25 protein-coding genes and 1 other annotated feature are annotated in these 25,013 nt (G+C 34.4%); of the genes, 20 read left to right on the top strand and 5 right to left on the bottom strand.

The genetic code is table 11. The features are described 5' to 3' along the window. The first annotated feature begins 226 nt into the window (after nt 1-226). Together murC and QM512_RS06145 are read left to right on the top strand one after the other, a co-directional pair. On the top strand, nt 227-1,540 hold the full coding sequence (gene murC, locus QM512_RS06150) for a UDP-N-acetylmuramate--L-alanine ligase (RefSeq protein WP_282804908.1): 1,314 nt from the start codon (nt 227-229) through the stop codon (nt 1,538-1,540). Between the two features lie 120 nt (nt 1,541-1,660). Further along, the gene (locus tag QM512_RS06145; protein ID WP_282804907.1) at nt 1,661-2,437 is read left to right on the top strand and encodes a sulfite exporter TauE/SafE family protein; all 777 of its coding nucleotides are present in this window, start codon (nt 1,661-1,663) and stop codon (nt 2,435-2,437) included. Nucleotides 2,438-2,550: 113 nt separating this feature from the next. On the opposite strand, the gene QM512_RS06140 is transcribed toward QM512_RS06145, so the two are convergent. From QM512_RS06140 to QM512_RS06125, 4 genes are read right to left on the bottom strand one after another with little or no spacing between them, the layout of a single operon-like run. Beyond that, a complete protein-coding gene (locus QM512_RS06140) occupies nt 2,551-3,831 on the bottom strand; it encodes an ABC transporter substrate-binding protein (RefSeq protein ID WP_282804906.1) in 1,281 nt (426 codons plus the stop codon). Beyond that, nucleotides 3,809-4,483 carry a response regulator transcription factor gene (locus tag QM512_RS06135; RefSeq protein WP_282804905.1) on the bottom strand — a complete coding sequence of 225 codons (675 nt, stop codon included), beginning with the start codon at nt 4,481-4,483 and terminating at the stop codon, nt 3,809-3,811. Before QM512_RS06135 ends, QM512_RS06140 begins: the two co-directional genes overlap by 23 nt. A 1-nt stretch (nt 4,484) precedes the next feature. Further along, the gene (locus tag QM512_RS06130) at nt 4,485-5,789 is read right to left on the bottom strand and encodes a sensor histidine kinase (RefSeq protein ID WP_282804904.1); all 1,305 of its coding nucleotides are present in this window, start codon (nt 5,787-5,789) and stop codon (nt 4,485-4,487) included. Further along, nucleotides 5,789-6,751, bottom strand: a complete 963-nt coding sequence (locus tag QM512_RS06125; protein ID WP_282804903.1) for a substrate-binding domain-containing protein — start codon at nt 6,749-6,751, stop codon at nt 5,789-5,791. Before QM512_RS06125 ends, QM512_RS06130 begins: the two co-directional genes overlap by 1 nt. A 193-nt stretch (nt 6,752-6,944) precedes the next feature. Here QM512_RS06125 and QM512_RS06120 point away from each other — a divergent pair, with 193 nt between their 5' ends. From QM512_RS06120 to rplT, 18 genes are all read left to right on the top strand, one after another. Continuing rightward, nucleotides 6,945-7,388: a PTS sugar transporter subunit IIA gene (locus tag QM512_RS06120; RefSeq protein ID WP_282804902.1), complete on the top strand. Its 444-nt coding sequence runs from the start codon at nt 6,945-6,947 to the stop codon at nt 7,386-7,388. A gap of 12 nt (nt 7,389-7,400) precedes the next feature. Beyond that, entirely contained in the window at nt 7,401-7,904 is a 504-nt protein-coding gene (locus tag QM512_RS06115) for a PTS sugar transporter subunit IIB (RefSeq protein ID WP_282804901.1), read from the top strand. 37 nt (nt 7,905-7,941) lie between these two features. Then, a complete protein-coding gene (locus tag QM512_RS06110; RefSeq protein ID WP_282804900.1) occupies nt 7,942-8,802 on the top strand; it encodes a PTS mannose/fructose/sorbose/N-acetylgalactosamine transporter subunit IIC in 861 nt (286 codons plus the stop codon). 1 nt (nt 8,803) lies between these two features. Next, complete coding sequence (locus tag QM512_RS06105; protein ID WP_282804899.1) at nt 8,804-9,637, top strand: PTS system mannose/fructose/sorbose family transporter subunit IID; 834 nt, start codon at nt 8,804-8,806, stop codon at nt 9,635-9,637. 24 nt (nt 9,638-9,661) lie between these two features. Beyond that, on the top strand, nt 9,662-9,970 hold the full coding sequence (locus QM512_RS06100; RefSeq protein ID WP_282804898.1) for a DUF202 domain-containing protein: 309 nt from the start codon (nt 9,662-9,664) through the stop codon (nt 9,968-9,970). Between the two features lie 161 nt (nt 9,971-10,131). Continuing rightward, a complete protein-coding gene (locus tag QM512_RS06095; protein ID WP_282804897.1) occupies nt 10,132-10,554 on the top strand; it encodes a MarR family winged helix-turn-helix transcriptional regulator in 423 nt (140 codons plus the stop codon). Further along, entirely contained in the window at nt 10,547-11,938 is a 1,392-nt protein-coding gene (locus QM512_RS06090) for a DHA2 family efflux MFS transporter permease subunit (RefSeq protein WP_282804896.1), read from the top strand. The genes QM512_RS06095 and QM512_RS06090 overlap by 8 nt, the downstream gene beginning before the upstream one ends. Before the next feature lie 145 nt (nt 11,939-12,083). Then, entirely contained in the window at nt 12,084-14,744 is a 2,661-nt protein-coding gene (gene polA, locus QM512_RS06085; RefSeq protein WP_282804895.1) for a DNA polymerase I, read from the top strand. A 14-nt stretch (nt 14,745-14,758) separates the two neighbouring features. Next, nucleotides 14,759-15,589 (top strand): DNA-formamidopyrimidine glycosylase, encoded by an 831-nt coding sequence (mutM, locus tag QM512_RS06080; protein ID WP_282804894.1) that lies wholly within the window; start codon nt 14,759-14,761, stop codon nt 15,587-15,589. Continuing rightward, the gene (coaE, locus tag QM512_RS06075) at nt 15,586-16,182 is read left to right on the top strand and encodes a dephospho-CoA kinase (RefSeq protein ID WP_282804893.1); all 597 of its coding nucleotides are present in this window, start codon (nt 15,586-15,588) and stop codon (nt 16,180-16,182) included. The genes mutM and coaE overlap by 4 nt, the downstream gene beginning before the upstream one ends. A 5-nt stretch (nt 16,183-16,187) precedes the next feature. Then, complete coding sequence (nrdR, locus tag QM512_RS06070; protein ID WP_003646909.1) at nt 16,188-16,652, top strand: transcriptional regulator NrdR; 465 nt, start codon at nt 16,188-16,190, stop codon at nt 16,650-16,652. Nucleotides 16,653-16,659: 7 nt separating this feature from the next. Further along, nucleotides 16,660-18,000: a DnaD domain protein gene (locus tag QM512_RS06065; protein ID WP_282804892.1), complete on the top strand. Its 1,341-nt coding sequence runs from the start codon at nt 16,660-16,662 to the stop codon at nt 17,998-18,000. Nucleotides 18,001-18,014: 14 nt separating this feature from the next. Further along, nucleotides 18,015-18,914: a primosomal protein DnaI gene (gene dnaI / locus QM512_RS06060; RefSeq protein WP_282804891.1), complete on the top strand. Its 900-nt coding sequence runs from the start codon at nt 18,015-18,017 to the stop codon at nt 18,912-18,914. 282 nt (nt 18,915-19,196) lie between these two features. Continuing rightward, nucleotides 19,197-21,128, top strand: a complete 1,932-nt coding sequence (gene thrS / locus QM512_RS06055; protein ID WP_282804890.1) for a threonine--tRNA ligase — start codon at nt 19,197-19,199, stop codon at nt 21,126-21,128. A 200-nt stretch (nt 21,129-21,328) separates the two neighbouring features. Continuing rightward, nucleotides 21,329-22,579, top strand: coding sequence for a CPBP family intramembrane glutamic endopeptidase (locus tag QM512_RS06050; protein ID WP_282804889.1), 1,251 nt, complete (start codon nt 21,329-21,331; stop codon nt 22,577-22,579). A 40-nt stretch (nt 22,580-22,619) separates the two neighbouring features. After that, nucleotides 22,620-22,731, top strand: a sequence feature (ribosomal protein L20 leader region). A 38-nt stretch (nt 22,732-22,769) separates the two neighbouring features. Continuing rightward, complete coding sequence (infC, locus tag QM512_RS06045) at nt 22,770-23,288, top strand: translation initiation factor IF-3 (protein ID WP_004893676.1); 519 nt, start codon at nt 22,770-22,772, stop codon at nt 23,286-23,288. Between the two features lie 18 nt (nt 23,289-23,306). Then, nucleotides 23,307-23,507, top strand: a complete 201-nt coding sequence (gene rpmI / locus QM512_RS06040; protein ID WP_003646917.1) for a 50S ribosomal protein L35 — start codon at nt 23,307-23,309, stop codon at nt 23,505-23,507. A 32-nt stretch (nt 23,508-23,539) separates the two neighbouring features. Continuing rightward, complete coding sequence (gene rplT / locus QM512_RS06035; RefSeq protein WP_003646918.1) at nt 23,540-23,896, top strand: 50S ribosomal protein L20; 357 nt, start codon at nt 23,540-23,542, stop codon at nt 23,894-23,896. A gap of 40 nt (nt 23,897-23,936) precedes the next feature. Here rplT and add read toward each other — a convergent pair whose 3' ends face one another. Continuing rightward, on the bottom strand, nt 23,937-24,944 hold the full coding sequence (gene add / locus QM512_RS06030) for an adenosine deaminase (protein WP_282804888.1): 1,008 nt from the start codon (nt 24,942-24,944) through the stop codon (nt 23,937-23,939). Between the last annotated feature and the right edge of the window lie 69 nt (nt 24,945-25,013).

The raw sequence follows: 25,013 nt of genomic DNA, 5'->3' as shown, positions 1-25,013 counted from the left end.
CACATAAGAAGGCCAGGACGTTGAATTGATGATCTGAAACTGCTTAATATTTTAGGGTCCGAAAAGTAATTTTGTTAAAATTAACAAAAATAAAGATAGCAGGGAGCAAGGATGAGCTTACTGCTTTCTAAATTAGAACATAACATTGGGTTATGTTCTTTTTTTGTGTTAAAAATGGTAGAATTAAATCGAATATTTTGGCATAAACAATGGAGATATTAATAATATGTTAGACAAAAACAAACAAATTTGGTTCATTGGTATAAAGGGAACTGGTATGGCTTCATTAGCCTTGGTTTTACATGACTTAGGTTATAACGTTGCTGGTTCAGATATTGAAAAGTATACTTTTACACAAGTTCCACTTGAAAAGGCTGGTATTGAAGTAAAAGATTTTGATCCAGCAAATATTAAGAGTAATGATGAACAAGTAATTGTTAAGGGAAATGCATTTAAGCAAGATAACCCAGAAGTAGCAACTTGCCTAGATAAGGATGTTGAATGGCAAAGCTATCCGGATACTGTTGAAGAGATTGTGCAAATGCATACTTCAATTGGTGTTTCTGGTACTCATGGTAAGACTTCAACTACAAGCCTTTTATCACACGTTTTAGGTGAAGTTGCACCTACTTCTTATCTTATTGGAGATGGACGAGGTAAAGGTGTTGCTGATTCTCGTTTCTTTGTTTACGAAGCAGATGAATACCGTCGTCACTTCTTGGCATATCACCCAGATTACCAAATTATGACTAACATAGACTTTGATCACCCAGACTACTTTAAAGATCAAGACGACTATACCAGCGCTTTCCAAACTGCTGCTGATCAAACTAAGAAAGCTCTCTTTGTTTGGGGAGATGACAAACGTCTTCAAAGCTTAAAGACTGATATTCCTAAGTACACTTACGGCTTTAAAGACACTGATGACTTCCAAGCAGTAAACATTGAAAAGACTACTACTGGTTCTAAATTCAATGTTTTAGCTCATGGTAAGGACTTAGGCCGTTTTGAAATACACTTATTCGGTGACCATAGTATTTTAAATACTACTGCTGTAATTGCGGTCGCTTACACCGAAAAGGTCCCAATGAAAGACATTAAGGATGGTTTGCTTACTTTCAAAGGTGCTAAGAGAAGATTTGCTGAAAAAGACTTCGGCGATGTTTCAGTGATTGATGACTATGCTCACCATCCAACAGAAATGCGCGCAACTATTCAAGCCGCACGTCAAAAATTCCCAGATAAAGAATTGGTTGTAGTCTTCCAGCCACATACATTCTCAAGAACTAAGAAATATCAAAAAGACTTTGAAGAGATTTTGTGTGATGTAGACAAGGCATATATTACCCCAATTTATGCTTCTGCTCGTGAAGCTGGTGGGGATATTTCAAGTGAAGACTTGGTTAAAAATATTCCTGGTTCGGAAGTAATTGACTTAGATAATATTGCGGACTTAACTAAGCATAAAAATGCAGTTGTTGTATTTATGGGTGCTGGTGACATTCCTAAGTACGAAGATGCATATGAAAAATTACTTTAATTAAAATTTACGCTCAACTTATTAGGTTGGGCGTTTTTGTTACGCTAATTTTTTGCATGATGAACAAAGAGGGATACAATAAAATTAAGAAAAGCATCTGTTTATAAAATGAGGCGCAGTATGTCAATTTTAGCAATTATAGAGATAATTTGTATTGGTTTAGTAACAGGGACCATAACAAGTCTAATTGGGGCAAGTGGTGTTACGATTGTAGTTCCGGCTTTAACGCTGTTGTTTGGAATTAATTCTCACTTAGCAATTGGAACAAGCTTACTAGTAGATGTAATTACCAGCATTGTAGTTTCGATTGAGTATATAAAACATAAAAATATACGGCTTCAGGCTAGCATTTGGATTACAGTAGGTTCAATTATTGGAGCACAACTCGGAAGTCACTGGGCCGGCTTAATTTCTGATACAAAGTTAAGTGGTATCTTTGCAATTATGTTGATTATTTCTGGTATTGCTACGTTAAGAAAAAAGAATAAAAGTTTTGATACCAATAAGGGAGTACATTTTAAGTCAAAATTTGCTCAAACAATGGCGCTTCTAGGATTAGGCTTTGGTATTGGAATTATCAGCGGCTTAGTTGGTGCTGGTGGCGGAGTAATGGTTCTGCTTACAATTATATTTATTCTACATTATCCTATGCACCAGGCTGTTGGAACGTCAACGGTTATTATGGCAATTACAGCTTTGTCGTCATTATTAGGATATGCAAGACAGGGAAATGTAGATTGGAAATATGGTCTTTGGATTGCGTTAGGTGCGGTCATAGCCGGTTTTATTGGATCGAGATTTGCTAATAAAATTAATGAAGCTAAGCTTAATAAAGTAGTTGCTTGGGTATTTATTTTGCTTGGTATTATTATGGTCGGAATGAAGTTTTTACATTAAAAATAATGAAGATAGAAAAAAGAGAAACGTTTCAATACGTTTCTCTTTTTTTGCTGTTTTAATGCCGCCAGCTGGTTTAACTTCTTTAGCCAAAAAATGTCTCTGCTTTTTTGTTAATATTCATTTTTATTGATTTGATGTTGAATATTGAAAAGTTGAAGATTTAATTGATTATTTTTAAGAGCATTTTGAATTAGATAATTCAATTCATCAGACCGTCGATCGTAGTTTCTAAATTTTGGCGTTATAGCTACATTTTTAAGAATTGAATCTAATTCTTGGGTAGTAAGGGTGTTTTGCTGCTCTTTTTGAAAAATCTTTTTGGTGTAGGTACTATTAATTACCTTGGGCAATACTGAAGATCCCATTCTATTCTTGATTACTTCTTGTTGAATTTCCTTGTCTGTGCACATTAATTTGATGAACTTCCAAGAAAGTGTGGGATGGTCGGTTTTAGCAGAAATCCCTAAACAAACAGTTGCAGCCGGTGTTGCTTGAACATTAGTAATTGAAGGCATTTGAAATACTTTCCATTTGAAGTTAGAAGTATGTGCAACATGATATGGATATGAGGTATAAGTACGATATTTAGCTAATGAAAGTGGCATAAAAGCAACTCTACCTTGATCAAACTGATTTGAATTAACTGATTGATAACCATTTTCATTAGTTAAATCTTCAATTAATGAAAAGCCTAACCGTGCCTTATTTGAGGTCAGATTAATAGCCGAATTTTCAAAAACTGAGTTGCCATAAGCTAGTTGAGCATCCTGCCATGTGTAGTCCGATGTAATACCAGCATAATCTTTATTAAGACTAATTGTGTGGCAAATATTTTTTAGTTTTCTTGGAGATAGATGCTGCTTTAAATTTGAAAAGCCATTTTTAGCTAGTAAATCATTATTAGCAATCATTAGCATGGGATTTGTTTCGTAAGGAAGTCCATACTGAATATTATGATATTGACCAGCTTTCAAGGCACCACGATAGAAAGTTGAAGGTGAGAGACGATCATCTTTTATAGAGCTATTTAGTGATTTTAAAGTGCCATTACTAGCTAGTAGGTTAAAAATATCCTCAGGTAACATTATTACATCAGGAGTAGTTCCCTTAACAATCTTTTCAGTTAGCCAGTTATTATAGTCGTTTTTACGAATTCCAGCTTCATATTTGATTTGAACATTAGGATATTTTTTCTTGAATTTTTTGATTGCCAGTTTTGTAACATAATCTGCATCCCCATTAGGCACCTCCCAGCTGCTATCCGTATAAACTCCAATAGTTAAAGTAGGGCGACTATATTTAAGCTTAAAGAAAATAAATATAGCTGATAGTGCAACTGCTAAAAGTAGGATGCCACATAATATTTTTTTACTTCTGATCGATATTTTCACTAGTAACACCTGTTTGAACGGCCCAAATTGCTAATTGAGTTCTATCACGTAAATCTAACTTTTCCAATATTTTAGAGATGTAGTTTCTTACAGTTCCCTCAGAAAGAAATAATTTAGTGGCAATTTCTTTGTTTGATAAGCCTAGACCAACCTGTTGAATTACACACCATTCGCTTTTAGAAAAATCTTTTGTTTCTTTATCATCAACTGAAATAGCGTAATTTGATTGAGCCATTTTTGAAAACAGTTTAAAGACTTTCTCTGTAATATCAGGATTAATCATTGCTCCGCCTTGGGCAACAGTGCGAATTGCTGTGAATAAATCAGAAGGGGAACCACCTTTTAATAAATAGCCCGAAGCCCCATACTTTAAGGCACTAAAAATAAAGTCATCATCGTCAAACGTAGTTAAAATAATTACTTTAATATCAGGATATTTTTCTTTAACGTATTTTGTACAAACTGTTCCATCCATTACTGGCATTCTAACGTCCATTAAAATAATGTCCGGCTTATTTTTTTGTATGCTATCTAAAACTTCTTTACCGTTACCGACTGTATCAGTGACGGTAAAATCGTTATTACTTTCTAAAATAATTTTGATTGAATCTCTAATTAATTGTTGATCATCCGCAATTAGTATTTTAATCATTTTAAACACCTACCTTAGGAAATTTTACAAGTGTAGTAAAACCTTTTTTACCATCAAACTCAACTGTTCCGTTAATAATTGCTAGTCGCTCTTTCATTTGAGTAATACCGTAACCAGGCTTGATATTTGCTTCGCTTTTACCGTTATTATGAATTGATAAAATATATGAAGAATCAGTAGTAGTGCAGTTAATCCAAATTTTTGTTGCATGTCCATGACGTAAAGAATTAGTAACTGTTTCTTCGATTACGCGGAAAATTATATTTTCAGTCGTTTTTTGAAAATCTACTTCTCCCCATGAATAATTAAAATTTATCTTGATGTGAGAAATATCGCTGTATTCTTTTAACATTTTATTCAAAGCAGATTCTAGAGTATAACTCTTTAAAGCATCAGGACGTAGCTGATTTAAAACTTGCCTTACTTCTTTTAATCCTTGCTTAATTGCAGTAGATATTTTTTGCAGTTGATTCTTAGCTGCTTCAGGATTGATATCAATTAATACCATGGCAGCATCAATTCCTGCAGCCACTCCAGTTAAAGTGTGGCCGACTGTATCATGAATATCACGGGCGATTCTTTTCCTTTCATGATCTTGAGCAATTTTTTCAGACATTGCTGCATAGCTTTTAAGTTCATCGTTAGCTTTTTGCATGCTATGCAATTTTGATTGAACTACATGAGTTCGATTTAAAATATAAATTACGTAGCCAAGACAAATGCAAATAAATGTAATTAGATTTAATGAAACAAGAAAATTGTTAAAGAAAACAAGAATTGAGCGAAACTGAATGGGAAGAAAATCTAGATAAGTATTTAAACTAGGCATTTTAAAGAAGACACCCAAAAGAGAATAATTTGAAAAAGAAAATAAAAGAAGAAAGATTATTCCTGAAATTCCCCAAAAACAGTAGCTTTGAATAGTAGGTAAGTTTCTATAAGTTAATAATAAGTCGATAAAAACTAGTAAAAAAATACCATTATAGTTCATTCTAACTGCGAAAAAGATAACAAAGGCAAGAATAAATTCAAGCACAAGTAATAAAAGTGTATTTTGAGTAGAAAAATGATGATGATAAAGAAGATACATCACTAGAACTAACAAACTATAAGAAATAATGCATTCACTAAATAAAATTATGGGAGAATCTGGAACGCGTACTAAAGTAGATAAAAGCTCGGAACTTAATTGATGATTAAGAATATATTGGGTAATTAAGAGAAACTGGGCTCCAATAAAAGAAATGATAATAAAATTTAAAGTCACCATAAAGTGACGCATAGTTACTAAATATTTAAACTTCATTATTGCCACCCCGTAATATTATATTTTTTAATATTTTTAGATGTTATGAGCTTGACTGGCAGGATGATTTCTTTTGGAACTTTTTGATGGTTTACGAGCTTATAAGCGACCTTAACGGCAACTTTTCCTATTTGAAGAGGTGATTGAGCGACAGTGGCCTTAATTTTAGAATTTTTATTACTAATCATCTTTTTGATATTTTCTGAACCATCAATACTATAGATAGAAAATTTTTTGTTTTCATTAATAGAATTAATAGCTGCTAAAGCTCCGACAGCGGTCTTATCATTTAGCGACATAATTGTGTCGAAATTTTTCCCCTGTTTAAGATACCTTTGAACCTTAGGATAACTGTTTTCCGATTGCCCAGTAGTATTGATTTTATCTACAATATGGAAATTTTTATTATTTTTAATTGTATCTTCAAATCCCTTAATTCGATCAACAACAGAAATAGCAGTTGGTTGCTGCAAAATAAGGATATTAGCACTTTTTTGATTTGCCATTAGTTCTTTTGCACAAAGAACTCCAGCTTGATAGTTATTCGATCGAATAGTGCAGTCGACATAATCAGTTGAATCTTTGATTTGACTATCCACGACGATAATTTTAATGCCCGCTTGATGGGCTTTTTTTAATGCCTTAATTAACTTAGGGGATGTGCCATCAACAGGATTGATAAAAATGGCCTTAACATCGCTTTTAATAAAATTTTCTATTTCGGTAACTTGATTATTAACGCTCAGTTCTGGATTTCTGCTGTAAAGGATGTCATTTTTATCGTCAATTTCATTAGCAATTGGCTCATTTAGTGTTTGATAAAAATCGTTATTCATTGTCATATAGGTACTGCCGAATCTTAATGGCTTGTGACCAAATGGCTGGGCATAGAAGAGATAGATAATTATCCCAATGATCAATATTGGAAAGATTATTTTACTTACTGCATATATTTTTTTCATTTTAACCCTTTTATTACACTCTTTATTAAACATGTTGTATTATGCATATTTTATAAAAATTTTAAAAATAAGTTAAGCAGTAAAAATGTGACAAATATCATGTTAAATATATAGAAAACGATTACATTTGACACTTATGCACACGCTTTCATAATGATAAATTATAACTGTAATTACGAGAAGGGGTGTAAAAGTGAAAAATTTGATTTTAGTTTCTCATGGTAAATTTGCGGAGGGACTCAAGACTTCCTTAGACATGTTTGCTGGAGATGCAATCGAGCGAGTCCATACATCGTGCCTATATAACGGAGAATCAGCTGGCGATTTTAAGAAAAAGGTCAATGATTTCTTTGATAAGCATGAATTTAGTTCAGAAGATGAATTTATAATTTTAGCCGATATTATTGGTGGAAGTCCATTAACTACATTTTTAAGCGTCTTTTCTGAAAGAGGATTAATGGATAAAAGTGTCGTTCTGGGTGGCATGAATTTCACCATGGCTTTAACTGCAACTGTTTCTTTAGACACAATGAGTAAAGAAGATATTGCAAAAAATGCTTTAGATGAAGCCAAGCAAGCATTAAAGCAATACGAAATTACACCAGATAATAGTTCAGACGATGATGATGATATTTAGGAGGAAATAAAAATGACTGTATCACTTGTTAGAATTGATGACCGTATGATCCATGGATTAATTACTACTCGTTGGGCAAAAGAAGTTCCATGTGATGGAATTATTGCCGTAAATGATAAAGCTCATGATAATCCTATTTTAAAGGAAGCTTACAAGTCAGCAGCTGAAGGTCAGGGCAAAAAGTGTTTTGTTTGGACTATGGAACACTTTAAGAAGGTTCAAGATAAAGTTTTAGCTTCAAATACACGTTACTTTTTGATTACTAAGAATCCTCTTGATATGAAGACTATCTTAGTTGACTGGGGATTTAAGCCAAGCGATGTTGATGAAGTAATCGTTGGACCAGGTAATGATCGTCCAGGTGCTATTAAGTTAGGCGACAACCAATCATTTACTCAAGAAGAAGGAGATGCCTTTGAAGCAATGGCTGACAAGGGATACAAGATTCACTTTGCACTTCTTCCTGATAAGCAAATTGGTTACTGGGATAAATTCAAGGGTAAGTTTGGTTATTAAAAAATAAGTAATAAGTATAGGTAAAAGAGGTAAAAAAATGACGATAAGTTGGTTACAAGCCTGTATATTTGGCCTATTAGCATGTTTATGTTCAAACTCTTGTATGGCTGGTCAAGCCATTGGTAACTACATGATTGGTCGTCCATTAGTTGGAGGATTAATTTGTGGAATTGTAATGGGAAATGTTCCATTAGGTATTGCTTGTGGTGTTGCTACACAACTTGTTTACATTGCTTTGGTAACACCAGGTGGTACTGTTTCAGCCGATGTTCGTGCTATTTCTTATATTGGTATTCCTTTAGCAATGGTTGCTATTAGTTCTAGAGGCTTAAGTCCATTCAGCAGTCAAGCTGCTAACATGGCTAAGTCACTAGGTACTTTAGTTGGTACTATCGGTTCAGTTCTATTTTACTCAGTTGCATTCCTTAACTTGGTTTGGCAATCATTTGGTTGGAAAGATATTGAAAATAATAAATTAGATAGATTATATGCAGTCAACTTTGGTTGGCCATGGGTTTCACACTTAATCTTCTCATTCTTACCAACTGTTTTAATGACTCACTTTGGAGCACAAGGTGTTACTGCCTTACGTAACGCCCTTCCTATGGATGGTATTCCAATGAAAACTTTGTTTACTGTTGGTGCCATGCTTCCATGTGTTGGTATTGCTATTTTGCTCCGTCAGATTGTTAACAAGTCAGTAGACTTTATTCCATTTTTAGTTGGTTTTACATTAGCTGCTTCATTGAAGTTGAACTTAGTTTCAATCACTGTAGTTTCTCTCTTATTCGCTGTAATTATGTACGAAATTGAAATGACAAAAGCAAAGCCTGCTCCAGCAGCAACTAATACAAATACAACGACAGATGATGACGATGAGGAAGACGAGGATATTTAAAATGGATGAAAAGAAGATTAGTCACAAAACATTAAATAAATCCTTTAACTTATGGTTCTGGGGAGCATTAACATGTTTCTCACAAGAACAAATGCAGACATTTGGATACTTAGCTTCAATGTTGCCAATTATTAAGGAATTGTACCCAGATAAGAAAGAGCAACAAGAAAATATTCATGCTTATACAGCTTTCTTTAACACTAACCCTATGTTAGGTTCAGTTATTATTGGTACTACTGCTAGTTTGGAAGAAGCTCGTGCAAACGGCAAGGGTATTGATGGTGAAACTATTAACGACATGCGTGCTGGTTTAATGGGACCAATTGCTGGTATTGGTGACTCATTGATTGATGGTACTTTAATCCCTATTCTTTTAGGTATTGCCTTAGGGATGTCAAGAAATGGTTCACCAGTTGGTGCTATTTTCTACATTATTGCTTGGAGTTTAATTGCTTACTTTGGTCAACGTTTCTTATACTTCCGTGGATATAAGTTAGGTGATAAAGCCGTTGATATCTTAGTCGGTACTCAAGGTAAAGCAATTCGTAAAGCTATTTCTATTGTTGGTGGAATGGTAGTTGGTGGTGTTCTTGCAAGTTGGGTAAGTGTTACAACATCATTGAAATTACGTGACTCAAGTGGTCGTGTATTTATGGACTTGCAAAAGCAGCTTGATAATATTTATCCTGGCTTACTTACCGTTATTGTTACCTTCTTATGTTGGTGGTTAATGGCTAAGAAACATGTTTCAGCTATTTGGACAATGATTATTTTAATTGGAGTTGCCTTCTTAGGTGTACTAGTTGGCTTCTTCAACCCAGGTTTATCATACTAATTAAAAGCTTGGAGGAGATTAATAATGACAATTGAAGAGTTAAGAAAAGGCTATGTTAACGAAGTTAATTATCAAAAAAAGATGCTAAAAAATTTGAAATCTTGGTTTAATTTGTTTTTTATGATTAGTGCAATTGGAGTTGTATTAATTTATTACTTCCATGCTAAAACTCTTTGGTTGTTTATTGCAGGAATTGTCCTCTTTGTATTAGGAGCTTTGGGCATGTCGGTCTTTGGCTATGGACAATGGAAGGGCCGACAAAATTTAAACTTGTTGATAGATGACTATCAACAAAAAGTAACTATTTTCACGAAAAAAGCAGAATCTAAATAAAAACTTTTCCCCCATAATTTGTTTTCGCTTAGAGTCTTGTTTAAAGGAATCACATTTGCAGAGATGTGATTCTTTTTTTTGTCCTAAAAATCTGTTTGATATCTAACTATTTTGTTTTATAATGAATTAGTTAGACAACTAACCAAATAAGAAGAGATAGTATGGAACCTCTGAAAAAGTTAATTAAGCAAGCAGCTACTCAGATTGATCGGGAACGTGAAATTTTTGCAAGTAGTTTAGGCGTAACTGGAGTACAAATGTCAGTGATTGATTTTTTATCTAATCATGAAGATAACACTGCTTCGCAAAATGAAATTGAGCATGAATTTAATATTAAGAGATCGACAACTACAATCATGCTTCAACGGATGGAGAAACGTGGGCTAGTTATTAGAATTGACGATGCCAAAGATAAGCGAAAAAAGCATGCGCAATTGACTGAATCTGCTTTAGAATTAGTGCCCCAAATTAAGCAATATATGAAACAAGATAATGAAGAAGTTCTAGGAAAATTATCGTCATCTGATCTTGATACCATTACATTATTTCTAGAAAATATTAAGGAAGGAAGAGCAAATGGTTAAAGAAAAGATACCTAAACATGTTTTAGCAGCAATTTTTGCGACAGGTATTCTCTCCTTTAGTGGTGTAATTATTGAGACTTCAATGAATATTGCCTTTCCGACTTTGATGAAAGAATTTAATTTGACCACTAATACAGTTCAGTGGTTAACTTCAATCTATTTGCTGACGATATCGATTATTGTGCCTTTGTCAGCAAATTTGAAGACGCGCTTTAAGACAAAAAGTTTGTTTATTGTAGCTAATTTGCTGTATTTAAGTGGCTTGATTATCGGAGCGTGTGCGCCTAATTTTGAATTTTTATTATTGGGACGAATTGTCGAAGGATTAGGAACGGGAATTGCTCTACCATTAATGTTTAATATCATTATGGAGCAGGTTCCAAAGAGTAGAGTCGGGGTAATGATGGGTGTTGGAAATATGATCACCGGTATTGCGCCAGCTCTAGGCCCAACTTTTGGTGGGTTAATAGTAACTCATTTAGGTTGGCGCTGGATCTTTTACATTATGATTCCGTTTATTTTAATTTCTTTAGTACTTGGTATTGTAGGAATTAAACAAAAATCAGAATTGCGTGAAGTTAAGTTTGACCTTTTGAGTATTGTATTGATAGCTGTCTTCTTTATCGGGATGATTTTAGGATTCAGTAATTTAAGTACTGGTAATTATTTGGCACTTGATTGCTTAGGCGCTATTTTGATTGCTTTAATTTCGTTAGGATTGCTTATTTATCGTTCAAGAAAAATTAATGATCCGATTTTAGATTTAAGTTTGTTCAAAAATAAGTTCTTTGCAGCTCATGCTGTGGGCTTTTTCTTGATACAGATCATTTCGTTAGGAAATGCGTTTTTATTACCAAACTATATTCAATTAGTTAATGGCAATTCTGCTTTGATTGCGGGATTAGTCGTTTTACCAGCAGGTTTTGCAGGTGCATTTTTAGCACCTTTTGGAGGAAGTTTGCTAGACCGGTATGGTGCACGAAGACCAATTTTAATTGGTTCTAGTTTCATGTTATTAGAGCTACTTATCTTTACCATTTTTACAAGTCGCTTAAGTAATCTTCTTATTCTATTTGTCTATATTTTCTATATGGGCGGAATGGGAATGATGATGGGATGCGTTATGACAGATGCATTAGACAATCTAGAAAAAAGTGAAGTAACTCAAGGAAATGCAATTTTAAATACTTTACAAGAATTTGCTGGTGCGGTTGGTACTTCAACAACTGCTGCTTTTGTAGCATTTGCGCAAAGAAATGCTGGTTCAAAAGGCACAATTCCAACAGCTCATGGTACACATTTAGCTTATATTTTCTTACTGGTTCTTGTTTTGATTATTATTGCTATTTTTCTTAAGTTTACCCAAGCAAATAAAAGCGAATAGTTACTTATAAGGAAGATGTAGAGACAAAAATAATCGCTTTTAGTATTTAATGACTAAAAGAATGTAGATAATTAAATCAAATAAGAAAAACTGTTAAAATAGTTAAGAGACTAATTTGACAGTTTTTTTATTTAAGGAGAAAAATATGGCACAAAAGAAATTACTTTTAATTGACGGGAATTCAGTGGCCTTTCGTGCCTTTTATGCTTTATACCGTCAACTTGACCGTTTTACTAGTCCAGACGGTTTGCATACAAATGCAATTTTTACTTTTAAAAATATGCTAGATGCAATTATAAAGCAGACTCAGCCGACTAATGTATTAGTAGCCTTTGATGCAGGAAAAGTTACTTTTAGAACTAAAATGTATCAAGACTATAAAGGTGGTCGACAAAAGACTCCAAGTGAATTATCAGAGCAATTACCTGTAATTCGCGAATTGCTTAAAGACTTAGGAATAAAAAGTTACGAACTAAAAGATTATGAAGCAGATGATATTATTGGGACTCTTTCGAAAATGGGAGAGGATGCAGGATATACAGTTGATATTGTTACCGGAGACCGTGATTTAACTCAGCTTGCTTCTGATAAAACTACTGTATTAATCACTAAAAATGGGGTCGGTGATACTGAAGCATACACTCCAGAACATATGAAAGAAGTTAATGGTGTTACTCCGACAGAGTTCATTGATATGAAGGCATTAATGGGCGATAATTCTGATAATTATCCAGGTGTAACAAAGGTCGGTCCTAAGACTGCTTCACGCTTAATTCAAAAGTATGGTTCAGTTGAAAAACTTTACGAACATGTGGATGAAATGAAGAAGTCCAAGTTAAAAGAGAATTTAATCAATGATAAAGATAAGGCATTTTTAGCTAAAAAATTAGCAACTATTGATCGCGATTCTCCTGTTGAAATTACTTTAGCTGATACTAAACTTCAAGATCCAAACATTGAAGATCTGCGTAATTTATATGAGCGATTAGGATTTAAGAAATTTCTATCTGAATTAGGTACCTCTGGTACTGATAGCAATAAACAAGAAATTGAAAAATATGAATATCTTGAATTAACAAAAGAAAATATTGTTGAACTAGAAAAAATTAATGAAAAAGAAGTAACTTTCTATTTAGCAATGCTTGGGGATAATTATCACTTAGCTCCAATTGAAGGATTTTCATTAAAAGTTGGCAATAAGATTTACGTTTCTAAAGATGCAGTTTTATTGCAAGAAGCCCCACTTCGTCAAATATTAGAAGATAAAGATATCAAGAAAAATGTTTTTGATATTAAAAGAACCTATGTTGGCTTACATCGATTAGATATTAAGTCAGAAGGCTTAGACTATGACATGCTTCTTGCTTCTTATCTAGTTAATAATGAAAATAATTCTAACGATCTCGGCGAAGTAGCTCATCTATATGATGATTATTCAGTAAAAACTGATCTTGAAATTTATGGTAAGGGTAAAAAGCAGGCTGTACCTGAAGATGATGAATTCTTTGAGCATTTAGCAGCTAAGGTTGCTGTAATTGAAAAGCTAAAAGAGCCGCTTCTTGCAAAATTAAAAGATCATGAACAAGATGATTTATATGAAACAATTGAAATTCCGGTTGCTTTTGTTTTGGCAAAGATGGAGATTACTGGGATTAAGGTTGAAGCATCAGTTTTGAATCAACTTGGTAATGAATTCGCCATTAAATTACAAGAATTAGAGCAAAAAATTTATCAACAAGCTGGTGAAGAGTTTAACTTAAATTCACCTAAGCAATTAGGTCACATTCTTTTTGAAAAGCTAAACTTACCACCAATTAAAAAGACCAAGACCGGATATTCAACATCTGTTGAGGTATTAGAACAATTGAAGATGAAGAGCCCAATAGTTTCAGAAATTTTGGACTACCGTCAAATTGCTAAAATTCAAAATACTTATGTTAAAGGGCTACTTGATTGTATTCAGCCTGATAGCAGAATACATACTCGTTATTTACAGACTTTGACTGCAACAGGTCGTCTTTCTTCAGTAGATCCTAATTTACAGAATATTCCAACTAGAACTGATGAAGGAAAGCAGATTAGAAAGGCTTTTGTTCCGTCAACTAAGGATGGCTATATTTTCTCTTGTGACTATTCACAGGTTGAATTAAGAGTTTTAGCTCATGTTTCTGGGGATGAACATATGCAAGAGGCGTTTAAGTCTGGCTACGATATTCACGCTCACACCGCTATGAAGATCTTCCACTTAGATTCGCCTGATGAAGTAACGCCTTTAATGCGTAGACATGCTAAGGCAGTTAACTTTGGAATCGTTTATGGGATTTCTGAGTATGGCTTATCTAAGAATTTAGGCATTAGCCGCAAACAAGCAAAGACTTTTATTGAAAACTATTTTGAACAATATCCACAAATTAAGGATTATATGGATGAAGCGATTAAAAAAGCTCGTGAGAACGGTTATGCAGAAACAATTATGCATAGAAGACGCTACTTACCAGATATCCATTCAAAGAACTTTAATGTGAGAAGTTTTGCAGAAAGAACTGCAATCAATTCACCAATTCAGGGATCAGCAGCTGACATTATTAAGATTGCAATGATCAATATGCAGAAAAAACTTGATGAACTTCATTTAAAGACTAAAATGGTTTTACAAGTGCACGATGAATTAATTTTTGATGTACCAAAAGAAGAGCTAGATACGATTAAGAAAATTGTTCCAGATGTTATGCAATCAGCAGTAAAATTAGATGTGCCATTAATTGCTGATTCTAACTGGGGTCATAATTGGTATGATGCTAAATAAAAGTAGGTGATTTAATGCCAGAAATGCCAGAAGTTGAGACAGTTAGACGAACGCTAACGCCTCTAGTTAAAGGCAAGACAATTGCTAAGATTATTCTCTGGTATCCTAAGATTGTAGTTAACGATCCAGATGAATTTATAAAAAAACTAACTAATAAAAAGATTTTAAAAATTGATCGTTATGGTAAATATTTACTTTTTAGGTTCAACGATGATCTAACGATGGTTTCGCATTTACGAATGGAAGGAAAGTACCATTTAGTAACTCCTGATGCGCCTAAAGGAAAGCATGAGCATGTAGAATTTATTTTTACAGATGGGACAGCCTTACGCTATGATGATGTGCGAAAGTTTGGCAGGATGCACTTGGTAGAAACTGGTACTGAAAGACAGACTACTGGAATTAGGCATCTGGGACCGGAACCTAATACTGCTGAATTTAATTTAAAATATTTTACTGACGCTTTAAGTAGAAAAAAGAAGAATATTAAAAATGCTCTCTTGGATCAAACGATAGTCTGTGGATTAGGAAATATTTACGTTGATGAAGTCCTTTGGCAAAGTAAAATTCATCCTTTAAGCAGTGCAAAATCGATTCCCGCTGATAAGGTGGCAGATTTATATCACAATATTAACCAGACAATTACTATTGCAACTAAGGAACGCGGCACGACAGTTCATACATATTTAGATGCAAATGGTGATATTGGTGGCTACCAGAATATGTTACAAGTTTATGGACATGCTGGTGAAGAGTGCAGTAATTGCGGCACAGTTTTAGAAAAGATTAAGGTAAACGGACGCGGCACGACCTTTTGTCCGCATTGTCAGGTGTTATACAAATGACATATTTTTTAGGCTTAACTGGTGGAATTGCCAGTGGTAAAAGTACAGCTGATGACTTTTTTAAAAAGAAAAATATTCCAATTATTGATTCAGATTTGATTGCGCACCAGATAATGGAAGTAGGTCAAAGTGGCTATAATGCAGTAGTTGCTTGTTTTGGAACTAATATCCTCAATGATGATCAAACAATTAATCGGCGTCAGTTAGGCGAAATAGTTTTCAATGATAAAGCTAAACTAAAAAAGCTTAATGATTTAACGCACCCACTTGTCCATCAAGAAATTAAACGACAAATGGAGCACTATAGCTTAGAAAAAGAAAAATTAGTTGTGATTGATGTTCCTTTGCTGTTTGAATCAGGCTTTGAAAGCTTATGTGATGGGGTTTTAGTTATTTCTATTTCACCTGAGTTGCAAATTAAGCGTTTAATGAAAAGAAATAATTTTACTAAAAAAGAAGCGTTAGCTAGAATTAATAATCAAATGCCACTAAGAGAGAAAGAAAAAAGAGCTACCTACGTTGTAGCAAATACTGGTACAATAGGTGACTTAGAGAAAAAATTATCTGATTTATTACAAGAGATAGGCAGGTAGAGAAAATGGAATGTCCAAACTGTCACAAGAATGCTTCAAGAGTAATTGATTCTCGTCCAAGCGATGAAAATAGAGCAATTAGACGACGTAGAGAATGTGAAAATTGTGGTTTTCGTTTTACAACTTTTGAAAGAGTGGAACGTTCACCTTTATTAGTAATTAAAAATGACGGCACCCGTGAGGCCTTTAACCGTGATAAGATCTTGCATGGTGTAATGATGGCTGCCCAGAAGCGACCAATTTCAAGCGAACAACTAGATACTTTGGTAGACCACGTCGAAAATGAAATTAGAAAACAAGGTCTTAATGAAATTTCATCTAAAGATATTGGTAACTTGGTAATGAAAGAGTTAGCTAATTTAGATGATGTGGCTTACATTCGCTTTGCAAGTATTTATCGTCAATTTAAAGATGTCTCAGGATTTATGGAAGCCATGGAAGATATGATGGCTAAACATGATAAGGAGTAGGTAACCTGTGTTTGAAAGTGCTGATCCTAAGCAGCCTTTTTATGTAGCTAATCAAGTTGCTATTAATGAAGAGAATATCAGAGTGTTAACGACTCTTTTTGAGCCTCTTGTTGGAATACAGGGGGTTGGTCTATATATAACTTTGACTAAGGAATTTGATGAGGTCCCTTTTGCTAAAGATTATAAAACCTTATATCAACTTCAAGATCAGACGAACCTGAAATTAGAAGATCTGTTTTCAACACTGCATCATTTAGAAGCAACTGGTTTAGTTAAGACATTTTTGGGTTCGAATCCTGTTTTAGGAGAAGTTTTAATTTTTGAAGTGGAGAAAGTTCCTTCAGCAGGCGAATTTTTTCATACCTTTTTACTTTCAAGTTTATTATTAGAGCGAGTGGGTACTGTAGCCTTTAATAAGTTAGTGAAAAAATTTACTCCACGGATCTTTGCTAGTTTAAAGGATGCTAAAGAAGTTACGAGTGGATTTTTTGATGTTTTTCACTTAAGTGCTGAGAATGCAATCGATGCACCAGTTGAAGTTAAAGAAGCCGCAAGTGAAGTCCCTAAAGAAGCTAAGGGAGAAATAAAACTAGGCAATGAGCCAGTAAAAATTGATTGGAGCTTTCTGGTTGATTTATTTGAGAGTTACCATATCAAGAAAGAAGAAGTTTTAAGGCATCAGGTAGAAATTAAACAAATTATTGATTTTTACCACTTAACTGAACAAGAATTTGTAGACACTGCTTTAATTACTATGTCAGCTGGTTCAGAAAAGCTGAACATGTATGCAATTCAAAATGCTGTTAATGAAAACTTTGGTCTCAACCGTAATAAAGAAATGGTTAAAAAGCAATTGCGACAAGCGCCAAAGAATGCTGAAAAAGCAATTAAGAATCTATCTAAAACCGATGCGGATTTAATTCGAGCAGTAGATAGTAAAGTGCCGACAGATTATTTGTATGAATTAAAGGAGAAAAAGGGCGGTTATGTAACTGCTAATGAAAAGAAAGTTATCTTCCGTTTGCAAGATCAAATGGGACTAACGCCGCCTTTAATTAATTTAATTGTTCATACTTGTTTTGAATATGATTCAGTTTTAAACAATAACTTAGCTGATCGTATTGCTAATGATTGGCTTCAACAAGGGATTACTACACCAACCGAGGCAATTGCTTATCTTAAGGAGCGTAAGAATAAACGCAATCGTCAGTATTATAGTGTTCCGAAAAAGACAGTTCGTAAAACAACTGATTGGTCGAAGTATGAAAAACAGAATCAAACTAAGAAAACTACAATGTCTGCTGAAGAAAGAAATCGAATTTTCCGTGAGTTTGGTAAAAATGAATAGGAAGTGTTGTACTGGTGGAAGATATTTCTGAAGTAATTACACGTATTATAAAGAAAAGAAAATTGGGCGAAGATGGTAAGAAGATTGCTAAAACAGCAATAAAGCATCCTAGTGTCCAAGCTTTTCTTGCGCAAAATAAAGATAAATTAAATAAAGAAATTGTCCAGGCTTCACTTCCTACAATTTTTAACTATGTTGAACAAATTGAATCGCCGAATCCGGTAATGGAAGGATATACGCCAAGACTCTTTCTTAATGGAAAAGTAATAGACATTACTTATGTTCCAACTGAAGCTAAATTAAATTCAGAAGCTAAGATGCGAGCAGAGCGTAGAATTGAATTAATTGATTTACCCGGTAAGCTTCGTCATGTTGAATTAGAGAATGTTGATTCAACTCCTGAACGTGATAGTGCTTTAAATGAAGTAGCTATGTTTTTGGCTAGCTTTAGAAAGAATAAACATCTAAAAGGTTTATATTTGACTGGTGATTTTGGAGTCGGAAAGACTTATATTTTAGCTGGTTTAGCAAATGCAATTGCTCGTCAAGGAAGTCGCGTGGTATTTTTGCATGTGCCTTCTTTTATCGCTAGTCTAGGTAGCCATTTCCAAGATAATAGTCTAAATGATGAAATTGATCGTATTGCTTCAGCTCCGGTCTTGATTTTTGATGATATTGGTGCAGAGACATTAAGTGAATGGTCACGCGATGACGTCTTAGGCGTAATTTTACAAAAGCGAATGGATAATGTTTTACCCACTTTCTTTAGTTCAAATATGACTATGGATGATTTAACAGATCATTTTGCTGAAACTAGAAATAATGTCGATGAAGTTAAGGCAAGACGATTAATGGAGCGGGTTCGCTTTTTAAGTAAGGAAGTTTTTGTTGGTGGTAAAAATCGTAGAAATTAATTTAAAATTTCTCTTGCATCTGTTCGATGAGCTAGTATAATGAAAGTCAATGAAAGACATGATTTTCTTCAACTCAGAGACAGGAGCCTAGTTCTGGAAGCTCCTGATTAGAAGAAGACCCCAATTTCATTCCTGAAATTTTTATAATTTGGCTAGGTACCATTAACGACCTTTAGAGGAACTAGTTTTTGACAATTAGTTCGAATTTCGGGTGGAACCACGTATTTTAACGTCCCAGCACTATTTTTAGTGCTGGGATTTTTTATTTGGAGGTAAAAATTTATGAGTTTTTCTGTAACTTTGCCAGACGGCTCAAAGAAAGATTTTGACAAGGCAGTTTCTGTTAAAGAACTAGCATCTTCAATTGCTACTTCTCTAGGAAAAGCTGCTGTTGGTGCAAAAATTAATGGCGTAATGAAGCCTTTAGACTATGTTGTCGATGAAGACGTAGAAGCAGCTATCATTACTGATAAAGACGAAGAAGGCTTAGATATTTTACGTGCCACTGCTGCATTCTTACTTGAAGCTGTTGCTAAGCGCAAATACCCAGAATTACGTTTAGGGATGCACGAAGCCGATGAAGGTGGTTTCTTTGTAGATACTGATAAAGAAGATCAAATTAAGATCACAGAATTACCAGAACTTGAAAAAGAAATGCAAAAAGCCATCAAGAATGGTGAAAAGATTGAATATACTTCAATGAAGAAGAGTGAATTGGAAGAAATCTTTAAAGATGACCAATTCAAATTAGATCTTTTGAAAGATGAAAAAGACGAAGTTGCAGTTTACAAGTTAGGTGACTTTGTTGACTTTGGTTTTGATGCTTTATTGCCAAACACTGGTAAGATTAAGAACTTTAAGCTTTTATCAGTTGCAGGTGCATACTGGTTAGGTAAGTCTTCTAACCCAATGCTTCAAAGAATCTTTGGTACTGCATTCTTTAAGAAGGCTGCCTTAGATGAAGATTTGAAGCGTCGTGCTGAAATTAAAGAAAGAGACCACAGAACTATTGGTAGAGACTTAGATTTATTCTTTGTTGATCCTAAAGTTGGAGCAGGTCTTCCTTACTGGATGCCAAAGGGTGCTACTATTCGCCGCGTTGTTGAAAGATACATTGTGGATAAGGAAGTTGCTGACGGTTATGAACACGTTTATACTCCAGTTTTAATGAACGTAGATGCTTACAAGACTTCTGGTCACTGGGCACACTATAGAGATGATATGTTCCCACCAATGGACATGGGTGATGGCGAAATGCTTGAACTTCGTCCAATGAACTGTCCTTCACATATTCAAATTTATAAGCACCACATTCGTTCATACCGTGAATTGCCAATCCGTATTGCTGAATTAGGTATGATGCACAGATATGAAAAATCAGGTGCCTTATCTGGTTTACAACGTGTACGTGAAATGACTTTGAATGATGGGCACACTTTCGTAGCACTTGATCAAATTCGTGAAGAATTTGCTAAGGTTTTGAAGTTAATCATGGATGTTTACAAGGACTTTGATATTACTGATTACTACTTCAGACTTTCTTACCGTGATCCAAAGAATACTGACAAGTACTACGCAAATGATGAAATGTGGGAAAGATCTCAATCAATGCTTAAGGCAGCTATGGATGACCTTGGTCTTGACTACGTTGAAGCAGAAGGTGAAGCTGCATTCTACGGTCCTAAACTTGATATTCAAACTAAGACTGCTTTGGGTAATGATGAAACTATGTCAACTATCCAACTTGACTTTATGCTTCCAGAAAGATTTGGCTTAACTTATGTGGGTCAAGATGGTGAAGAACACCGTCCAGTTATGATTCACCGTGGTATTGTTGGTACTATGGAAAGATTCATTGCTTACTTAACTGAAATTTACAAGGGTGCATTCCCAACTTGGCTTGCTCCAATTCAAGCTGAAATTATTCCAGTTAACGAAGAAGCCCACGGTGAATATGCTGACAAGGTTCGTGCTGAATTAGCTAAGCGTGGATTTAGAGCCGAAGTAGACCACAGAAATGAAAAACTTGGCTACAAGATTCGTGAATCACAAACTCAAAAGGTTCCTTATACTTTAGTTTTAGGTGACGAAGAAATGAACGCAAATGGTGTTAATGTTCGTCGTTACGGTACTGAAGAACAAATTTCTAAGAGTTTAGATGACTTTATTGCTGAAATTGATGCAGATGTTAAGTCATACTCAAGAGAAAAATAGTTTTGATGTTTGATAAATAATAAAAATCCGCTAGGAAGAAGATCCTGGCGGATTTTTTATAGAAAATAACCATTCACTAAGAACGTCTAATTTTCAAAGAACTCACAACAGATGAGTTCTTTTCCTTATGCATGAAATGTCTTTAAAAAAATGAGAGATCTTTATAATAAAAAAACTAGATAACTAACTGGAGGAATAGAATGAAAAATTTTATTTTGTCACATAAGAGATGGCAACAAATTTTTGATGTCCAATTATTAATCGCACTTATCGGAATATTTTTAGAAGTTCCATCTCAGAATAAAAAGAGTTTAGGAATTTTAATTCAAGGAGCTTTTTTTATAATTGTTCTTGGACTTAATCTATACAGTCAAAAAGTAAATAGACAGAACGTAATAATCTTTGAAATTGTAAGATGGCTAAATTTATTTGGCCTAAGTACTTTATTCCCAAGCGTGTGGGTAGAGATAGGTAATTACTTCTTAAAAAATGTCCCTCAATTAGAAATTCTATGGGTTCTTTTACTCTGGATGAGCTATTTAGTTTTACTGCTACCATTAGCGATTTTATTTGTGGGTACCTTGAAGAATTGGTTTTTGCGTTTAATAGGAGTTGGTCTTCTAGGAACACAATATGGTCCCGATTCTTTATTGAAAATTAGCAAGAATTTACCATGGCTTCATTCAATTACTAGCCAAGGGGTAATTGCAGCGCTTGCTCTATTAATCTTAGCTTGCTTTTTAGGAAAAGAATGGGGTTTTCACTTTAATCCTAATTTAAAGTTTGTAAAAAGTAGAAGCTTTCAATATTCAGTTTTAATATTACTGATCCTGTTTGCGTCTATCGATGTGTTTTATAATGCCTTTATTAACTATGATAAGCAAATTTATACAGCATTTTTTAAATATTCAATTGATTTGCAGAAAAAATATTTTACGATTGCAAGTTTTACATCTGCTTTAGAGCCAGGAATACTGGAAGAAACTGAAAGATATTTGGCTATTATAATTTTACTTGCTGGTTTTAAGCGATATCGTAGTTGGCGTGTACCAATAGCAATCTATGGTTCTGCACTTCTTTTCGGATTATCTCATCTAGGTAACATTGGGTGGAATGGTGAAACATTTGAAGCTACAATTGCTCAAGTTATTGGAGTAATGGGAAGTGGTTTTTTATGGGCTGTTCTTTACTTATATAGCGGAAAGCTTTGGTTACCAATGATTTTTCACTTCTGGATGGATTATCTTGCAAATCTGCAAACTGGTTGGAATTCTGCGGGCTGGCAATTCAATGGCTGGGCTACAGATTATATCTCTGAAGTTTTAATGGTTTTAGTTCCATTAGTTGTTACAATTTGGATGATGTATGGTAAAAGAAGAGAATTGTTAGAAGAAAATGCGGACCGATTGATGAATGTGCCACTGAAAAAATTAATGGTTGCATTTAATTAGTTCTTGACGTAAATTAATTAGATGGTATAATTTAGAAGTTGAGAACAAGAAGAAGCTCCCGCTTCTCGCCTAAGTTAAATAACCTCTAGGCTGATCGATAATATCTGTTGATTAAAAGCGGGCGTTGACTTTGCCCGCTTTTTTCTTGTCCTCGAAATTAACGTGGAGGTGAATACTCATACCAAGAAATATGATCTTAAACGAAGATATTCGTGCTCGTGAAGTTCGTTTAATTGGAGTCGATGGCCAACAAGTTGGTGTCGTATCCAAGAATGAAGCTTTACGTAAAGCAGCTGACGCTGACCTTGATTTGGTTTTACTTTCTCCTAATGCTAAGCCACCTGTTGCTAGAATTATGGATTACGGAAAATTCCGGTTTGAACAACAAAAGAAAGCCAAAGAAAACCGTAAGAATCAAAAGGTTATGGCTGTCAAAGAAATTCGTTTAAGTCCAACAATCGAAGGTAATGACTTTGACACTAAGTTAAAGCATGTTCGTAAATTCTTGACCAAAGGCGCTAAAGTTAGAGTTTCTATTCGCTTTAGAGGCCGGGCAATTACTCACAAGGAGTTAGGTAAACAGGTCTTAGAAAAGATGGCTGATGAAGCTAGTGACTTATCTAATGTAGTTACTAAGCCTAAGATGGAAGGCCGTTCAATGTTCTTAATGCTTGCTCCATTAAGTGAGAAAGATAAAAAGAAAAAGTAGTTAATTGGAGGAATAGATATGCCAAAGCAAAAAACACACCGCGCTTCAGCAAAGCGTTTCAAAAGAACTGCTAATGGTGGTTTAAAGCGTCACCATGCTTACACTGGACACCGTTTCCACGGTAAGACTAAGAAACAACGTCGTCATTTGAGAAAAGCTGCTATGGTTTCAGCAAGTGACTTAAAGCGCATCAAACAGATGCTTTCCCAAATGCGTTAATTATTAGAAGACTTTTTGAGGAGGAATTTTAGATGCCAAGAACTAAAGGTGGAACCGTAACACGCGCTCGTCGTAAGAAGATCATGAAGTTAGCCAAGGGTTACCGTGGCTCAAAACACTTACAATTTAAAGCAGCAAGTACTCAAGTATTTGTTTCTCGTAAATATGCTTTCCGTGACCGTAAGAAGCGTAAGAGTGAATTCAGAAAATTATGGATCGCTCGTATCAACGCTGCTGCAAGACAAAACGGTCTTTCATACTCTAAGTTAATGCACGGCTTGAAAGTAGCTGGTATTGACATGAACCGTAAGATGTTAGCTGACATTGCTTACAACGACGAAAAGGCTTTTGCTGATTTAGCAGATGCTGCTAAGAAAGCTTTGAACTAAAGATATTAAAAATGCTCCGCATCAGCGGAGCATTTTTTTCTCAATTTGTACTAAAGATATGGAATAAGCGACTTTTTTCTTGATCTGTCACAAAGGCTGCATTAATAGAGTTCAATAGTAATTGATGTTCATCTATATTTGTAAGCTTTGTTTTTGCTTCAAGTAGTTCAAATTCTTTAGGTAAGTTAGTATTTGAAACAGTCATATTATCACAATTCAGTGTTGCTTTTATTTTTCTTGAGAGTAGTTTTCTGATTGGATAAGAGTCAATATTTTTAAATACTTTAGTATTGAGATTAGAAGTAGCACAACATTCTAGAGTAATATTTCGGTCAACTAATTCATGAACTAGTTGCTCACTTTCTAAGCAACGAACTCCGTGCCCAATTCGTTTAGTGCCTAAATCTAGTGCTTCTTGCATGGATTCAGGACCTGCAGCTTCTCCTGCATGAATTGTGAATGGAATATGCATTTCTTTTGCATCGTCAAAGAAGGGCTTAAATTTTCTGTTAGGAATTGGTCCTTCTGGACCTGCTAGGTCAATTCCAGCAACATGTTCATTAGCATATTTAGCAGCTAATTTAACAGTTAAGTTGTTTTCCTGTTCACGGTTTGGCAGACGCATAAGGCAGAGAATTAAATTCGCATGAAGATGATAAAAATTGTCCTTTTGCTCGTCTTGCCATTTGTAGAATTTTCTTAGTCCTAAAATACAAGCTTTGACAGCATCTTCTTGAGTTAGATTCTTTTGGGTATGTAGTTGCGGAGCAAAGCGTATTTCAGAATAAACGAGTCCTTGAGAACGTAATTCTTTTAGGAGATCAAAAGTTGCTAAGTCTAAATCTTTTTTGGTCTGTAAAAAGAGCAATGGAAAATCAAATTTCGTTAAATATTCTTGTAAATTAGCACATTTTTCAGAAACAGACAGCTTTTCTTTTAATTGTGAGTCAGTTAAACTTGGAAAATTGTGACTATCCATTAACTTTTTTACAGTAGCGTATGGCAAAGAACCATCTAAATGTAGATGGAGATCAATAAAATTTTTCATTTTTAACTCCTTTGTGTAATACGGTGGAAAAATTTAAATTGTTCTTATTTTACCATCTTTTGTGCTAAA

Source organism: Lactobacillus isalae (genome assembly GCF_947539375.1).
Taxonomy (GTDB): domain Bacteria; phylum Bacillota; class Bacilli; order Lactobacillales; family Lactobacillaceae; genus Lactobacillus; species Lactobacillus isalae.
Note: the sequence above shows the minus strand (reverse complement) of the source record. Positions and strands in the feature narration are given on the sequence as shown.

Excerpts from the sequence above, each read along its gene's own strand:
- QM512_RS06115 (WP_282804901.1), top strand. The coding sequence starts at position 7,401 with ATGACTGTATCACTTGTTAGAATTGATGACCGTATGATCCATGGATTA.
- QM512_RS06125 (WP_282804903.1), bottom strand. The coding sequence starts at position 6,751 with ATGAAAAAAATATATGCAGTAAGTAAAATAATCTTTCCAATATTGATC.
- infC (WP_004893676.1), top strand. The coding sequence starts at position 22,770 with ATGATCTTAAACGAAGATATTCGTGCTCGTGAAGTTCGTTTAATTGGA.
- add (WP_282804888.1), bottom strand. The coding sequence starts at position 24,944 with ATGAAAAATTTTATTGATCTCCATCTACATTTAGATGGTTCTTTGCCA.
- mutM (WP_282804894.1), top strand. The coding sequence starts at position 14,759 with ATGCCAGAAATGCCAGAAGTTGAGACAGTTAGACGAACGCTAACGCCT.
- coaE (WP_282804893.1), top strand. The coding sequence starts at position 15,586 with ATGACATATTTTTTAGGCTTAACTGGTGGAATTGCCAGTGGTAAAAGT.
- QM512_RS06130 (WP_282804904.1), bottom strand. The coding sequence starts at position 5,789 with ATGAAGTTTAAATATTTAGTAACTATGCGTCACTTTATGGTGACTTTA.
- QM512_RS06110 (WP_282804900.1), top strand. The coding sequence starts at position 7,942 with ATGACGATAAGTTGGTTACAAGCCTGTATATTTGGCCTATTAGCATGT.
- polA (WP_282804895.1), top strand. The coding sequence starts at position 12,084 with ATGGCACAAAAGAAATTACTTTTAATTGACGGGAATTCAGTGGCCTTT.
- QM512_RS06095 (WP_282804897.1), top strand. The coding sequence starts at position 10,132 with ATGGAACCTCTGAAAAAGTTAATTAAGCAAGCAGCTACTCAGATTGAT.
- thrS (WP_282804890.1), top strand. The coding sequence starts at position 19,197 with ATGAGTTTTTCTGTAACTTTGCCAGACGGCTCAAAGAAAGATTTTGAC.
- QM512_RS06100 (WP_282804898.1), top strand. The coding sequence starts at position 9,662 with ATGACAATTGAAGAGTTAAGAAAAGGCTATGTTAACGAAGTTAATTAT.
- murC (WP_282804908.1), top strand. The coding sequence starts at position 227 with ATGTTAGACAAAAACAAACAAATTTGGTTCATTGGTATAAAGGGAACT.
- QM512_RS06145 (WP_282804907.1), top strand. The coding sequence starts at position 1,661 with ATGTCAATTTTAGCAATTATAGAGATAATTTGTATTGGTTTAGTAACA.
- QM512_RS06090 (WP_282804896.1), top strand. The coding sequence starts at position 10,547 with ATGGTTAAAGAAAAGATACCTAAACATGTTTTAGCAGCAATTTTTGCG.
- QM512_RS06135 (WP_282804905.1), bottom strand. The coding sequence starts at position 4,483 with ATGATTAAAATACTAATTGCGGATGATCAACAATTAATTAGAGATTCA.
- rpmI (WP_003646917.1), top strand. The coding sequence starts at position 23,307 with ATGCCAAAGCAAAAAACACACCGCGCTTCAGCAAAGCGTTTCAAAAGA.
- rplT (WP_003646918.1), top strand. The coding sequence starts at position 23,540 with ATGCCAAGAACTAAAGGTGGAACCGTAACACGCGCTCGTCGTAAGAAG.
- QM512_RS06105 (WP_282804899.1), top strand. The coding sequence starts at position 8,804 with ATGGATGAAAAGAAGATTAGTCACAAAACATTAAATAAATCCTTTAAC.
- QM512_RS06050 (WP_282804889.1), top strand. The coding sequence starts at position 21,329 with ATGAAAAATTTTATTTTGTCACATAAGAGATGGCAACAAATTTTTGAT.
- nrdR (WP_003646909.1), top strand. The coding sequence starts at position 16,188 with ATGGAATGTCCAAACTGTCACAAGAATGCTTCAAGAGTAATTGATTCT.